At 65.6% G+C, this 15007-nt stretch carries 11 protein-coding genes; 5 read left to right on the top strand and 6 right to left on the bottom strand.

What is annotated here, in order from left to right; translation table 11 throughout:
- Positions 1–4 precede the first annotated feature (4 nt).
- The 5 genes from ACMGDH_RS14955 to ACMGDH_RS14935 form a co-directional block, all read right to left on the bottom strand.
- Positions 5–883 (bottom strand): HpcH/HpaI aldolase/citrate lyase family protein, encoded by an 879-nt coding sequence (locus tag ACMGDH_RS14955; RefSeq protein WP_436828766.1) that lies wholly within the window; start codon positions 881–883, stop codon positions 5–7.
- A gap of 1740 nt (positions 884–2623) precedes the next feature.
- Positions 2624–3352 (bottom strand): 3'(2'),5'-bisphosphate nucleotidase CysQ, encoded by a 729-nt coding sequence (locus ACMGDH_RS14950; protein ID WP_436828765.1) that lies wholly within the window; start codon positions 3350–3352, stop codon positions 2624–2626.
- A complete protein-coding gene (gene cysN / locus ACMGDH_RS14945; RefSeq protein ID WP_436828764.1) occupies positions 3349–5250 on the bottom strand; it encodes a sulfate adenylyltransferase subunit CysN in 1902 nt (633 codons plus the stop codon). The genes ACMGDH_RS14950 and cysN overlap by 4 nt, the downstream gene beginning before the upstream one ends.
- Before the next feature lie 125 nt (positions 5251–5375).
- Positions 5376–6338: a sulfate adenylyltransferase subunit CysD gene (cysD, locus tag ACMGDH_RS14940; protein ID WP_436828763.1), complete on the bottom strand. Its 963-nt coding sequence runs from the start codon at positions 6336–6338 to the stop codon at positions 5376–5378.
- A 64-nt stretch (positions 6339–6402) separates the two neighbouring features.
- Positions 6403–7719: a UDP-glucose dehydrogenase family protein gene (locus tag ACMGDH_RS14935; protein ID WP_436828762.1), complete on the bottom strand. Its 1317-nt coding sequence runs from the start codon at positions 7717–7719 to the stop codon at positions 6403–6405.
- A gap of 678 nt (positions 7720–8397) precedes the next feature.
- Between ACMGDH_RS14935 and ACMGDH_RS14930 the strand changes: the two genes are divergently transcribed.
- The 3 genes from ACMGDH_RS14930 (at position 8398) to ACMGDH_RS14920 (ending at position 12514) form a co-directional block, all read left to right on the top strand.
- Entirely contained in the window at positions 8398–9603 is a 1206-nt protein-coding gene (locus ACMGDH_RS14930) for an EAL domain-containing protein (RefSeq protein ID WP_436828761.1), read from the top strand.
- Positions 9600–12059: a tetratricopeptide repeat-containing sensor histidine kinase gene (locus tag ACMGDH_RS14925; protein ID WP_436828760.1), complete on the top strand. Its 2460-nt coding sequence runs from the start codon at positions 9600–9602 to the stop codon at positions 12057–12059. Before ACMGDH_RS14930 ends, ACMGDH_RS14925 begins: the two co-directional genes overlap by 4 nt.
- A gap of 68 nt (positions 12060–12127) precedes the next feature.
- On the top strand, positions 12128–12514 hold the full coding sequence (locus ACMGDH_RS14920; protein WP_436828759.1) for a response regulator: 387 nt from the start codon (positions 12128–12130) through the stop codon (positions 12512–12514).
- Here ACMGDH_RS14920 and ACMGDH_RS14915 read toward each other — a convergent pair.
- Positions 12511–13794: an MFS transporter gene (locus ACMGDH_RS14915; protein WP_436828758.1), complete on the bottom strand. Its 1284-nt coding sequence runs from the start codon at positions 13792–13794 to the stop codon at positions 12511–12513. The two genes, ACMGDH_RS14920 and ACMGDH_RS14915, sit on opposite strands and share 4 nt — an antisense overlap.
- A gap of 240 nt (positions 13795–14034) precedes the next feature.
- Here ACMGDH_RS14915 and rpsU point away from each other — a divergent pair, with 240 nt between their 5' ends.
- Both rpsU and ACMGDH_RS14905 read left to right on the top strand, forming a co-directional pair.
- Positions 14035–14241: a 30S ribosomal protein S21 gene (gene rpsU, locus ACMGDH_RS14910; protein WP_019368605.1), complete on the top strand. Its 207-nt coding sequence runs from the start codon at positions 14035–14037 to the stop codon at positions 14239–14241.
- Positions 14242–14329: 88 nt separating this feature from the next.
- Positions 14330–14938: an FKBP-type peptidyl-prolyl cis-trans isomerase gene (locus ACMGDH_RS14905; protein WP_436828757.1), complete on the top strand. Its 609-nt coding sequence runs from the start codon at positions 14330–14332 to the stop codon at positions 14936–14938.
- Positions 14939–15007 lie beyond the last annotated feature (69 nt).

Genomic DNA, 15007 nt, shown 5'->3' with positions numbered 1-15007 from the left:
GGAATCAACTCGGGTCTCTCCGCATCGCCAACACTGCCTGCGCGCGCTTGAGATGCGGCATGTCGAGCATCGCGCCGTCGAGCCCGATTGTTCCAGCCCCAGGGCTGGCGGCGAAGGCGGCGACGATCCGCTCGGCGCGCGCGATCTCGGCTTCGGAAGGCGAGAAGGCGCGATTGATCACCGGCACCTGATCGGGGTGGATCGCCATCATCCCGCGGAAGCCGGCGCGGCGTGCCTTTGCTGCGACCTTCTCCAGCCCGGCGAGATCGCGGAAGTCGCCGTGGATCGTCTCAATCGGCGTCACCTGCGCCGCCGCCGCGCCCGCGAGGCACAGCGCGCGGAAGAGCTGATAGGGGAAGTCGTACTCGCCGCTCTCGTCGCGGTTGTCGGTCGCGCCGAGCGCCGTCGCGCTGTCCTCGGCGCCCCAGGTGAGCGCGGCAAGGCGCGGGCAGCCGGCGTAGTCGCCGAGGCCGAACAGGGCCGGGGCAGTCTCGGTCGCCACCACGATCGTGCGGATGCCGCCCTGGGGAAGGCCGGAGGCTACCTCCAGCGCCGTCAGATAATGGTGGAGCCGCTCGGCCTCGGCGCGGGTCGCCTTGGGCAGCATGATGCCGTCTGGCCGCGCCGGCACCACCGCGGCGAGGTCGGCCAGCGCATGTTCGGTGTCGAGCGGATTGATCCGCACCCATTGCGGCTGGACGCGTTCGGCGGTGCGCAGATGCTCCGCGACCAGCCGCCGCGCCTCGGCCTTGCCGGCTTCGGCGACTGCGTCCTCCAGATCGAGCAGCACCAGATCCGCGCCGCTCGCACCCGCCTTGGCCAGCTTGCGCTCCGAATCGCCGGGCGCAAAGAGCAAGGATCGGGCGATCAGCGGGTCGGTCAATGCATCCTCCTGTTTTCGGGAAGCAGGGGTAGTGCGCGGGGGCGCGGGGGTAAAGCGGCGCGGCGCGGCCCGACAGGGCGCCGCACGGCCTGCGATCGGATGCGGGCGCCCCCGAAATTCACTCGATTGGTTGACTTGCTTGACTCGATAACGCGTTTTTCGGCGAAGGCGACAGGGAAGCGACAGCGAGGCGACGTCGAAGCGACAGTCAAGCGACACCGGCGCGACACGCGCACTACATCGGAGCGACATCCACGCGACGCTGGCGGCACAGCGAAGCGACAGCGAGGCGACACCGACGCGCCATGCACACGACAGCGACACGCCACCCGCGCCGCATTTCCCAACCAAAAGGTTCGATGCTGCTTCTTGCTCACGACGAGAACAAAAGCAGGTCAAATCCTATTTTTCCAGCGGATTTTGCGATGTAGGATTCGCCTAGTTTTTGCCGTTCAGCGCGTTTGCGGCGATGCCCCGCAAGCTGCCGTTTGTTCAGCTCAGTGGGAGATCAGTCAGCGGACATCGCTTTCAGCCGGCGGGCAGCGGTGCCAGGATGAAGTTCAGTACTTTCTGACCGCGCGCATTAGTCTGTTCGGAGACGAGTAAGTATTTCTTCTGCTTCGGCACAGCCCACATTTTGACAGCCGCGCCGTCGGGTCCCTTCGCCGCTCCTCTTATCGCGCCCGGATGACGCGCAGCCCAAGCATCGACCAAGGAAACCCCCTGTGTAAACGTCATACTGGGCGGAGACTGAACCAAGCACACCCGAGGCGCATCCGACACGCCTAGGATAAGTTCGCCCTGAACCAAGACAGGGTGCCCGCCTACTTGATCACTTTTGAAGCCGTCAGCCTTGGCAGCTTTCGTGATCTGCGCTGCCGTTGATCCTGCAATCAGCGGTTCGCAGTATTGGTTCAATGCGCTCTCTGCCGCGATCGGCGGAGAGCCAGGTGAGGGCATGCCACTTGCTATAGTCAAGCTAAGAACCGAGGCGCTTAGAACGAATGTCATGAGCGGTTCCATGCAAAAGGATCGCCCGACATTAGCGGCGGACCCGCTAAAGCAAACTTAATCTCCCGCCGTCTGATCGAACGCTACCGTAACCCTTGACCCATGCGAACAGAAATCCTGGCAGCTACCGGCCTCCAGCTTCCAGAAGCAGCCCGTCTGAAAACCAGCCAATCCGGACGTTGGGAAAAGGGACGCCGAACGCAGTCGGTCGCCGATGTGCCAATCGCGGTATAAAGCCCTTTTCCGCAGCGGGAGAGGGAATGGACGCGAGCGGCCGATAGCCCCTTATAGCCATCATGGCGTGCTCCTGCGAAAGCAGGAGCCCAGGATAGCGCAGTACACAACCACCCTGGGCTCCTGCTTTCGCAGGAGCACGAGAGAACCAAGGTCCGCTATCTACCAATAGCGTCCGACCGGATTATCCCAAGTCGCCAACAGCGCTTTTTTAACCTTGAGTTCGTTCAGGGTCCGATTCTCCGCTCGCAATCCCATTGCTCGTGACACGGTGGATGCTGAAACAAGTTCAGCATGACGGGTCATTGGAGATGGCGGCTGGCGGCGCGGTTGCGGACCTGAGCCCCTCCCCTTCAGGGGAGGGGTTTGGGGTGGGGCATGTAAGCCTCACCGGATCGCTGTCTGTGTTGACAGGCCCCACCCCCAACCCCTCCCCTGAAGGGGAGGGCTAGGCAAGGGTATGAGCGTTTCCCGCTGATCTGGCCTCGTACTTATCTAGGTGCGGGCGGGCTCGCACGCCTGGATGGCGTGCAGCACCGGTTCGGCCCATTCCTTGCGACAGATCAGCAGGTCGGGGATGCTGGTCGCGCGCTGGTTGTAGACGAGGGGCGATCCGTCGATGCGCGAGGCGTGGAGGCCGGCGGCGAGGGCGACGGCGGCGGGGGCGCAATTGTCCCATTGGTGCTGGCCGCCGGTGTGGAGGTAGATCTCGGCCTCGCCGCGTACCACTGCCATCGCCTTGGCGCCTGCCGAGCCCATCGCCACCGGCTCGGCGCCGATCCGATCGGTCACCGAAGCGCAGAGCTGGCTCGGCCGGGTGCGGCTCACCAGCAGCCGCGGGGGCGTGTGCGCCGGGGGCAGGGGCGGCGGGGCGTCGGTTGCGAGCGTGAGGCCGATCCGGGGAAGCGCCACCGCGCCGGCGACCGGGGCGCCGTCGATCGCGATCGCGACATGCACGGCCCAGTCGGCACGGCCTTCGGCGAACTCGCGGGTGCCGTCGAGCGGGTCGACGATCCAGACGCGGCGGCGGTCGAGGCGGACCAGGTCGTCGGCCGATTCTTCCGAGAGGATCGCATCGTCGGGCCGCTCGGCGCGCAGCCGGGCGAGGATCAGCGCATTGGCCTCGCGGTCCCCGCGTGCGCCGTCCGCACCGTCGGCCTGGACGGCGAGAAGGAGTGCGCCTGCCTCCTCGGCGATGGCATGCGCCAGTTCGGCGTCGGTCAAATCACCGGGCTCCAGCTTCCCATGATCGTCTCCACGATACGTTCGGCCGCTTCTTCGGGCGTTTCGCGCGTCGTGTCGATCCGGATCTCGGCGCTCTCGGGCCGCTCATAGGGGCTGGAAATGCCGGTGAAGTTGGCGATCTCGCCCGCGCGCGCCTTGCGATAGAGCCCCTTGGGGTCGCGAGCCTCGGCGACTTCAATCGGGGTGTCGACGAAGATCTCGACGAACTCGCCCTCGGGCAGCATCGCGCGCACCATCTCGCGCTCGGCGCGGAAGGGCGAGATGAAGGCAGTGAGGACGATCAGCCCCGCATCGGTCATCAGCTTGGCGACTTCGCCCACGCGGCGGATGTTCTCGACCCGATCGGCATCGGTGAAGCCCAGGTCGCGGTTCAATCCGTGGCGGATATTGTCGCCGTCGAGCAGGAAGCTGTGCTTGCCGAGCGTGTGCAGCCGCTTCTCGACCAGATTGGCGATCGTCGATTTGCCCGAGCCGGAGAGGCCGGTGAACCAGAGAAGCTTGGGCTGCTGGCCCTTTTGCGCGGCATGCGCCTCACGCGTGACTTCGATCGCCTGCCAATGGACGTTCTGCGCACGGCGCAGCGCGTGGTGGAGCATGCCCGCGGCGACGGTGGCGTTGGTCGCCTTGTCGATCAGGATGAACCCGCCGAGATCGTGGCTCTCGGCATAGGGTTCGAAGACCAGCGCGCGATCGGCAGCGATCTCGGCGACGCCGATGTCGTTGAGGCCCAGCGTCTTGGCGGGAGTCTTCGCGAGCGTGTTGACGTCGATCGTGTGCTCGGGCTCGCGGATCACGGCGCTCACCGTCTGGGTGCCGAGCTTGAGCCAATAGGCGCGGCCCGGGAGCAGCTCCGCCTGGTCCATCCAGACGATCGTCGCCTTGAACTGGTCGGAGACTTCCGGCGGCGCGTCGGCTGCGGCGATCACGTCGCCGCGCGAGCAATCGACTTCGTCGGCGAGGGTGAGGGTGACCGATTCGCCTGCGACGGCCTGCTCGCGGTCTCCGCCGAACGCGACGATGCGCGCGATCCGGGTGGTGCGGCCCGAAGGCAGGATGCGCACCGGGTCGCCGGGGCGGACGGTGCCGCTCGCGATCAGCCCTGCGAAGCCGCGGAAGTCCAGGTTGGGGCGGTTGACCCATTGGACGGGCAGGCGGAAGGGCCTGGCCTGGTCGGCATCTCCATCGACCTCGACGGTTTCGAGATGCTCGACCAGGGTCGGCCCGGCGTACCAGGGCATCGCATCGGTGCGCGCGGCGATGTTGTCGCCCTTCAGGCCCGAGAGTGGGATCGGAGTGAAGCCGGCGATGCCGATCTCGTCGGCAAAGGCGCGGTAATCGTCCACGATCGCTTCATAGGCAGCGCGATTGTAGCCGATCAGGTCCATCTTGTTGACCGCTAGCACGATGTGCCGGACCCCGAGCAGGTGCGCGAGATAGGAGTGGCGCCGGGTCTGGGTGAGCACGCCCTTGCGCGCGTCGATCAGGATCACCGCGAGGTCGGCGGTCGAGGCGCCTGTGACCATGTTGCGCGTATATTGCTCGTGGCCGGGCGTGTCCGCGACGATGAACTTGCGCTTCTCGGTCGCGAAGAAGCGATAGGCGACGTCGATCGTGATGCCCTGCTCGCGCTCGGCGGCGAGGCCGTCGACGAGGAGGGCGAAGTCGATCTCCTGGCCCTGGGTACCGAGGCGTTTGCTGTCGGCTTCGAGCGCGGAAAGCTGGTCCTCGAAGATCATCTTCGAATCGTAGAGCAGCCGCCCGATCAGCGTCGACTTGCCGTCGTCGACCGATCCGCAGGTGATGAAGCGCAGCAGCGACTTGTTCTGGTGGAGCGCGAGATAGGCCGAGATGTCCGACGCGATGAGGGCGTCGGGCACATAAGCCCTCTCCCCCCCGGGGAGGGGGTTGGGAGAGGGGGAGTGCGAGGCGGAGGCGTTCGGCGACTGCCCCTCTCCCCGACCCTCTCCCCGGAGGGGAGAGGGAGAAGTAGCCGTGGAGGTCATCAGAAATAACCCTCCTGCTTCTTCTTCTCCATGCTCGCGGCCTGGTCATGGTCGATCGCGCGGCCCTGGCGCTCGGAAGTGGTGGTGAGCAGCATCTCCTGGATCACTGCCGCGAGCGTGTCCGCCTCGCTCTCGACTGCGCCGGTGAGCGGGTAGCAGCCGAGGGTGCGGAAGCGGATCGAGCGCTCGACCGGAGTTTCGCCGGGGAGGAGGCGGAAGCGCTCGTCGTCGACCATGAGGATCAGCCCGTCGCGCTCCACCGTAGGGCGCGGCGCGGCGAAATAGAGCGGGACGATCTCGATCCCCTCGGCAAGGATATATTGCCAGATGTCGAGCTCGGTCCAGTTCGAGATCGGGAAGACCCGCATGCTCTCACCCTTGTTCTTGCGGGCGTTGTAGAGATGCCAGAGCTCGGGGCGCTGGTTCTTGGGGTCCCAGCGGTGGCTGGCGGTGCGGAAGCTGAACACGCGCTCCTTGGCGCGGCTCTTTTCCTCGTCGCGCCGCGCACCGCCGAAGGCCGCGTCGAAGCCATATTTGTCGAGCGCCTGCTTGAGCCCTTCGGTCTTCCACAGATCGGTGTGGAGGCTGCCGTGGTCGAAGGGATTGATCCCTTGGCGCAAGGCATCGGGATTGCGGTGGACGAGCAGCTCCATGCCGGCGTCGCGCGCGGCCTTGTCGCGCAGATCGTACATCGCGCGGAACTTCCAGGTCGTGTCGACATGGAGGAGCGGGAAGGGCGGGGGGGCGGGGTAGAAGGCCTTTTTGGCAAGGTGCAGCATCACCGCGCTGTCCTTGCCGATCGAATAGAGCATCACCGGCCGCTCGGCCTCCGCCACCACTTCGCGCAGGATGTGGATGCTCTCGGCCTCGAGCCGCTGGAGGTGCGTCAGGCGCGCAGGCGTGATCGCGCCGCTGGTTTCCACGCGATCTCGTCCGCCGGTCAAGGTGCTCGATTGCAGCATGACGAGGGATTTAGAAAGGGACGCGCGCGGCTGCGATCTAGTTATTGTTTAGCGCGTCATACCCTCAGGCTGCGCGGGGCTTGCCCACGCCCACCAGCCGGAGCCCGGCGCGTTCGGCTTCCGCCGGCGGATAAATGTTGCGCAGGTCGACCAGTAGCGGCTCCTTGAGCGTGCCAGCGATCCGCTTGAGGTCGAGCGCGCGGAATTCGTCCCATTCGGTGACGATCACCAGCGCATCGGCGCCCTCGGCGGCGACATAGGGGCTCGGGCAGAACTCGACGTCGCTGAGCAGCGGCCGGGCCTGCTCGACGCCTTCGGGATCATAGGCGCGCACCTTGGCGCCCGCGTCCTGCAGTGCCGCGATCACCGAAAGGCTGGGCGCGTCGCGCATGTCATCGGTATTGGGCTTGAAGGTGAGGCCGAGCACCGCGACCGTCTTGCCATGCGCGTCGCCGCCCATTGCCTTGATCACCTTGCGCCCCATCGCGCGCTTGCGGGCGTCGTTCACCTGCACGGTCGCCTCGACGATACGCAGCGGCGTCTCGTTGTCGGCCGCGGTCTTGAGCAGCGCGAGCGTGTCCTTGGGGAAGCACGAGCCGCCATAGCCCGGGCCGGCGTGGAGGAACTTGGATCCGATGCGGTTGTCGAGCCCTATGCCGCGCGACACTTCCTGCACATCGGCACCCACCGTCTCGCACAGGTCGGCGATCTCGTTGATGAAGGTGATCTTGACCGCCAGGAAAGCATTGGCGGCATATTTGATCAGCTCGCTGGTGCGGCGGCCGGTGAAGACGATCGGCGCGCTCTGGTTGAGCGAGAGCGGGCGGTAGATCTGCCGCATCACCTCGCGCGCATCTTCGTCGTCGGTGCCGACAACGACGCGGTCGGGCCGCTTGAAGTCCTCGATCGCCGCGCCCTCGCGCAGGAATTCGGGGTTGGAGACCACTTTGGCGCCGCTCTGGGGCGCGACTTCGGCGATGATCCGCTCGACCTCGTCGCCGGTGCCGACCGGGACCGTCGATTTGGTGACGATCACCGAAGCCTTGGTGAGGTTCTCGGCGATCTCGCGCGCGGCGGCGAAGACATAGGAAAGGTCGGCGTGGCCGTCGCCGCGGCGGCTGGGGGTGCCCACAGCGATGAAGATCGCATCGGCGTCCTTCACGCCCTCGGCCAGATCGGTGGTGAAGGTGAGCCGTCCCGCGCGGACGTTCGACGCCACGAGCTCGGCAAGGCCCGGCTCGTAGATCGGCATCACGTTCTGATGCAGCAGCTCGATCTTGCGCGCGTCCTTGTCGACGCAGACGACCTCATGGCCGAAGTCGGAGAAGCAGGCGCCGGAAACCAGGCCCACATAGCCGGTGCCGATCATTGCGATACGCAAGGCAAATTCCCCTTCGGGTGAACGATGGAAGACGCCTTAGCGAAGCGCGCCGCGGGAGCAAGGGCGGCGCCCGTGGAGACGGTGCCGAGCGGCGCAATAAAAAAGCGGCCGCGAGGCCGCTTCTTGCGTTTGAATTATCCGGACCGACCAGCGCCCTCTTGCGAGGCTGCCTCACCGGCCCGGAAATCGCGAAAGCTCAGAAGGGGCGAATGTTGTCGCCGCCATTGTCGCGAAAAAGAAGGTTGAAAACTTGCATTAGAGGTCTCCCCGTCGTGCGACCCGGTCGGACGCGGGTGAATGGTTAAAACTTCGTTAAACATGAATCAATCAGGATTTCTGCGGAATATCTTTCGTTCGAAGTGCCTTCCGCACACTGCTTAACGGTTCCTTCAAGGGTAGCCGCTATCGCTCGGAACGATGTCGGCACGAACCGGACTTCCGGCGCATTTGGCGCCCGTCACCGCGGAAGCGGTGGTAAGCGTCGGCGAATCCATCGGATTCTCCGGAAGTGCGGAAGTGCATCCGGTATTGGGGGCAAATGATCGTGCCGCATCTTCAAGGCGCGAAGCGGCATCTGCGCCCGGCCAGATAGGCCCGGGCGACCGTCCCAAAGCAAGACGCACCGATGTGGATTGCGACGACGCGGGCGTCTGGCGTATTCTCTGCCTTTGCGAGGTAATGAATTTCGCGGCGCTTCGCCGCCATCTCGGCCGGCCGCGCGCGGATCTGCTGGCCGCGGACATCGCGCTGCGTCTTGTCGAGCATTGTCCCGACGCGCGCATTGTGTCGGCGGGGCGAAACCTGGTCGAGATTGCATTCGAGCGCGAAACCGCCGCTGCTGCGGGCGCTGAGGTCGAAATGCTGCGCGAGGCGATGCACCTGCCATTCGATCTCGAGGGCGAGCAATTCTATCTGGAGATGCAGTTCGGATTCGCCGTGGCCCCTGCGGGTGACCATGACGAGGTTCGCCTGAGCGAGGCAGCTGAATCGGCGCTCGCCGAGGCGCGCGCCGAGCGCCGCGTGGTGATGCTCGATCTTTCGCGCGACGATCTAGCTTTCGATCGCCTGGCGTTGATGCGCGAGCTGCCCCAGGCGATCGCGAACGGCGAGATGTTCCTTCAGTACCAGCCCAAGGTACACGTCCGTCGCCAGGCAGTCGCGAGCGCCGAAGCGCTGGTGCGCTGGCAGCATCCCACCCGCGGCCTGATCCTGCCCGGCGACTTCGTCTCGGCGGCCGAAGAAGCCGACGAGATCGCGTCGCTCACGCTCTGGACGCTGCGCCAAGTGATCGCGGACCAGAAGCTGCTCGCCGCCGACGGATACGACCTGACGCTGTTCGTCAATATCTCGGGCACGCTGCTCGCCGATGTCCGCTTCGTCGAGGAAGCCTGCACGATCGTTGCCGAGAGCGGCGCCCGTCTGGGGTTCGAGATCACCGAGACCGCGGTGATCCGGGACCCCGAGGTGGCGATTCGCCACCTTCAGCGCTTCGCCGATATCGGCGTCTCGCTGGCGATCGACGACTATGGCGCCGGCCTCTCCTCGCTCGCCTATCTCAAGCAACTGCCGGCCAAAGAGCTCAAGATCGACAAGATGTTCGTGCTCCAGCTCACGAGCAGCAATCGCGATCCGCTGATCGTCCGATCGACGATCGATCTCGCGCATGCGCTCGAAATGGAAGTCACGGCCGAAGGTGTGGAGACTCCCTCTGCGCTTGCGCTGCTCAGCGTGATGGGGTGCGACATGGTGCAGGGCTTCCTCATTTCGCGGCCGCTCGGGATCGCCGCGCTCCGCACCTATCTCGCCGAGGATGGGCAGGTCGTTTCCACCGCGAACGCGCATGCCCTCTTCCACCGTCCCGAGAGCTTTTGGAAGCGCGCATGAGGCGCGCTGCCCCGTTCATTCTTCTAATGACGATCCTGGTGTTCGGCAGCATTCCATTCGCCTGGGGAGCGCCGACCAAAGACGCTGCAGTAGGTAAGACCCAGGACATCGTCGCGCATATACGGCAGGCAATGGTGGGATCTCCGAGAGAAGCGGAGCGCCTCGCGAAGGAGGGCGAGCGTCTCGCGGCGAAGATCATCGACCCCGATCAGCGGCAGCTTACGGCTATCACCTTCAAATGGATGCGGGGTGAAGCGCTCGTCCGGCTCGGCAAGCCGGCCGCGGCGCGCCCGATACTTCACCAAGCACTCGCGCTGATCGAACCCGTTCAACGGCCGGTGAAATTGCGTGGCGACATCCTGATGTCCATCGCCAATCTTGATGAGGCCGAAGGGCGTGCTGCCGGCGCGCTAGAAAAATACCAGCAGTCGTTCGAAATCTTCCGGGTGCTCGGTGAACGTCGTTCTCAGGCTATCGCGCTCCAGAACATCGCCATGCTGTATTATTCGGCGAATGACCCGTCGCGGGCCGAGCGCTACTACCGGCAAGCTGCGGAGACGTTTGAAGGCGATCCCGTTCTGTCGCTCTCGCTGCACAACAACAGAGGCAACGTCCTGCTCGGGCTCGAGCGGCACAAGGAAGCCGAACGCGAGTATAATATGGCGCTCGCCGCGGCCCGTACGCTCGCGAATCCGCTTCTTGAAGCCAGAGTGCTCGGAAATCTCGCTCGTACGTACGTAGACCTGAAGGATTTCTCCGCAGCGGAGCGCGTCCTGACCCGCGGCTTGGCGCTTGTCCAAGATGCCGGATCCGGCATGGTGCGCCGCAACTTGCTTGCAACCGCGGCCCGTGTGGCAATGAACCGGGGCGACTTTTCCGAGGCCTCCGCGCTGATGCGTCAGTGCTTTGAAGGTATCGACCTTGCGACCACATCGACCGAATTCCGCAGCGCCCACATCTACGCTCATGAAATCTTCGGCAAGACCGGCAACAACGGCCTGGCGCTCAAGCACCTCGAAGCCCTGAAACGCCTCGATGACGAATCCGCCAAGGTCGCCACTACCACCGGCGCGGCGCTGATGGCGGCGCGCTTCGATTATGCGCAGCAGGAAGCGAAGATCGCCAATCTGCGGGCCGAGGAGGCGCGGCGCACTGCGGCGTTCCAGCGCACGCTTTTCCTCATCATCGGCGGCGCGGCGCTGCTTGCGGTGGTGCTGCTCGTGATCGCGCTCGTCACGATCCGCCGCAGCCGCAATCAGGTGCGTGCCGCGAATGTGGTGCTTGCCGATACCAATATCGCGCTGGAGAAGGCGCTCAAGGCCAAGACCGAGTTCCTGGCGACGACCAGCCACGAGATCCGCACGCCGCTGAACGGCATCCTGGGGATGACCCAGGTGATGCTCTCCGATGCGCGGCTCGATCCGCTCGTGCGCGACCGCATCAGCATTGTCCATGGGGCCGGCGTCACGATGCGCAGCCTGGTTGACGACATCCTGGACGTCGCCAAGATGGAGACGGGCAACCTCACCGTGGAGGCCGCGCCGGTGGACCTGTGCGCCACCCTCCGCGACGTCACACGGCTGTGGGAGGAGCAGGCACGCGCGAAGGGGCTGGGCTTCACGCTCCATCTCAGCCGCGCGCCGCAATGGATCGTCAGCGACGCGGGGCGGCTCCGCCAGATCGTCTTCAATCTCCTCTCGAACGCAGTGAAGTTCACTGAGAAGGGCAGCATCGCGCTGCGCGCTCTGGAAGAGGGAGAGGGCCCCGCGCGGCGCCTGCGGATCCGCGTGACCGACACCGGCATCGGCATCCCGGCCGACAAGCTGGAGGCGATCTTCGAATCCTTCCGGCAGGTGGACGCCAGCACCACGCGGCGGTTCGGCGGCACCGGCCTGGGGCTCACGATCTGCCGCAACCTGGCGCAGGCGCTGGGCGGCGAGGTGACGGTGGAAAGCCGCGAAGGCGAGGGGGCCTGCTTCACGCTCGATCTGCCGCTGGTTCCTGCCGAGGCGCCCCTGGCGCCCGAAGGCGGCGGGAGCTCGGGCGAGGACATGCTGATCGTCGAGCGCAATCCGATCGCGCGGAGCATGCTGCGCACGCTGTTCGAGCCGCACATGGCGACGCTGCGCTTTGCGGCTTCGCCCGCCGAGGCGCAGGAAGCCCTTGCAGCTGCACCGGCGGCGCATCTTCTGATCGACGAAGCGACGCTCAAGGCGGCGGGAGGGGACATGTTCGCGGCTCTGCGCGAGCTCGTGTCGGCTGCCGGTCCCGGCACAGCTGGCGTGCTCTGGAGCGGCCCCGATGTGGACACGCGCGAAGCGATTCTGGCGGCGGGCATCGGCCATCTGCTCGAAAAGCCTATCTCGGGCGGGGCGCTCCTCGCCGCGTTCGTTCCGAAGACCCAACAAAAATCCGCGCCGGAGGGTGCGGACCCGCTTGTGTCTCGGGCGGCATAGGGCGATAGCACACTTCAAATGATAAATATGGTCGCTACCCCGCTCTCTCACGGCTTCGGCTGCGGACGATGAACATTCTCTTCATCGAGGACGATCCGATGAACCGTCGGGTCGTGAAGGACATGCTCGACGTCGCCGGCGCGACGATGGCCGAGGCTAGCTGGGCCGAGGAAGGGCTGGCGATGATCGACGCCGATACTTTCGACGTGATCCTGGTCGACCTGCGCATGCCCGGCACCGATGGTTTCGAGACGATCCGCCGCATCCGCGCGCGAGGTGACACGAAGGGCGAGCTGCCGATCATCGTCGTGACCGCCGACACTGCGGTGGACCTGCGCGAGCGTTGCCTGGCGATCGGCGCCGACGACGTGCTGTTCAAGCCGGTGGCGATGGACGCGTTGTTCGATTCGATCGGCCGCGTGCTCGCGATGCGCGGCGGGGGCCTGATCGCCTAATCCTCGACGATCTTCGAGTGCAGCCGCGTGTCGCGCATCATCAGATAGGTGACGAGCGACACGCCGATCATCCCGGTCACATACCAATAGAAGCCGCGCTCCCAGCCGGCATCCTTGAACCAGAGCGCGACATATTCGGCGGTCCCGCCGAATAGGGCGTTGGCGAGCGCATAGGGCAGCGCCACGCCCAGCGTGCGGATGTGCGCGGGGAACATCTCGGCCTTCACCACTGCGTTGATCGAAGTGTAGCCGGTGACGATCACCAGCGCGCCGAACATCAGCAGGAAGGCGAGCCAGGGGCTGCGAACACCCTCCAGCGCGGTGAAGATCGGGTAGGTGAGCAGCACGCCCAGCAGGCCGAATGCCACCATCAGCGGCTTGCGTCCGATCCGGTCCGAAAGCGCGCCCGCGAGCGGCTGGAGCAGCATGAAGCCGAACAGCGCGGCGGCGTTGATCTGCGACGCGGTCTCGCGGTCGAAGCCCGACGTGTTGACCAGGAACTTCTGGAGGTAAATCGAATAGGCGTAGAAGGCGAGCGTGCCGCCCGCGGTGAGCAGCATCACCACCGCCGCCTCGCGCGGATGCTCGGTGAGCAGCGCCCAGAAGCCCGATCGTCCGCCTGCCGCCTTGGCATTGTGGAAGCTCTCGGTCTCCGCCAGCCGTCGCCGCAGCCAGAAGACGACCACCGCCAGCACGCCGCCGATCGCGAAGGGGATGCGCCAGCCCCAGGCCTCCAGCGCCGCCTCGCTCATCGCCGACTGGAGGACCAGCAGCACGAGCAGTGCCACCAGCTGTCCCGAGATCAGCGTGACATACTGGAAGCTCGAGAAGAAGCCGCGGTGCCGCTTGCCCGCCATCTCCGAAAGATAGGTCGCGCTCGCGCCATATTCGCCGCCGACCGACAGCCCCTGCATCAGCCGGGCGACCACCAGCAGCACCGGCGCGAGCGTCCCGATCGTCTCGTAGCCGGGGGTCACCGCGATCAGCAGCGATCCGGCGCACATCAGCGAGACCGAGAGGGTGAGCCCGGCCTTGCGGCCGTGACGATCGCCATAGACGCCCATCAGCCAACCGCCGATCGGGCGCATCAGGAAACCCACCGCGAACACCGCCGCCGTGTTCAGCAGCTGCGTGGTCTGGTCGCCCTTCGGAAAGAAATGCGGTGCGAAATAGAGGGTGAAGGCGGCATAAGCGTACCAGTCGTACCATTCGACCAAGTTGCCGGCGGAGCCGCCGAGAATCGAGCGCAGCCGGTGGCCCGCGAGTGGTTTCGATGCCATCGGCGCCTTATAGCGGTGCGCAGCCGGTCGGGAAGGGACCAGGCTGCGGAACTGTGGCAGCGCCGCCACACTGTCGCGGACTCCTCCGGGTCGCGGGGCTAAAGGTACAGATTCTGCGGTCGGCGAGCGTTGCACACCTTGTAAAATGGGATTTCCGCTGATAGGTGGCCGCAACGACGCCGCAACCCATGTTCCGGCGAACCCTATTCTATTGTATCGAGATCGGAGCTGTACGGCCTTATGCAAATCATCGTTCGCGACAACAACGTCGACCAGGCGCTGCGGGCGCTCAAGAAGAAGCTGCAGCGTGAAGGCGTCTATCGCGAGATGAAGCTCCGCCGTCACTATGAGAAGCCAAGCGAGAAGCGTGCCCGCGAGCGTGCCGCAGCGGTTCGCCGCGCGCGCAAGCTCGAGCGCAAGCGCGTGGAGCGCGACAGCGCCCGCTGATAGCGATCCGGCGCGCTCCCTCTAGAGCGCGCTGGACGATGTTTGTTGCTTTCCGGCGGGGTCCTCCCGCCCCTCGGGTGAGACTGCCATGTCCGTGACCGCCGTTCCGCTCCAGCCCGTCAAGCGTGCCTACAAGGTCTGGTTGTGGATCGGCGTTCTCGCTGCCCTCGCGCTCGCCTTCGCCCTGGCCTGGATGGGTACGCGCACCGCAGTCGTGGCGCGCTACACGCCGGAAGAGTTTCTTGCCTGGCACAAGGGACAGGCGGGCGTCCAGACGACCGCATCGGGCCTGCAATATCAGGTGATCCAGGCCGGAGAGGGGCCGACCGCGGCCGAGCAGGACGGCGTTGTCCTCGAAATCCAGGGCAAGCTGCGCGACGGCACCGAGTTCCAGCCCAAGACTCCGATGCGCTTCCAGATCGGTCAGCCGATGATTCCGGGCTTCACCGAAGGCGTGAAGCTGATGAACAAGGGCTCGAAGTACCGCTTCTGGCTGCCGCCCAAGCTCGGCTATGGCGCCGAGCCGGGCGGCCAGAACGAACTCGCCAAGGAAGTCCTGATCTTCGACGTGGAGATGAAGGAGCTCGTCCCGGCATCCGTTATCCAGCAGATGATGATGCAGCAAATGATGCAGCAGCAGATGCAGGGTCAGGGCGGCCAGGGTGGGGCGCCGGAGGGCGGCGCACCGCAGCCCTGATGTTGCTTACTGCCGGTCGCCTTGGCGCGGCCGGTCTGGCTGGCCGGATCGCAGCAGGCCGAGCCATCT

It is taken from the genome of Sphingomonas radicis, assembly GCF_051400635.1.
GTDB lineage: Bacteria > Pseudomonadota > Alphaproteobacteria > Sphingomonadales > Sphingomonadaceae > Sphingomonas.
This window is presented reverse-complemented; position numbering and strand designations above follow the sequence as displayed.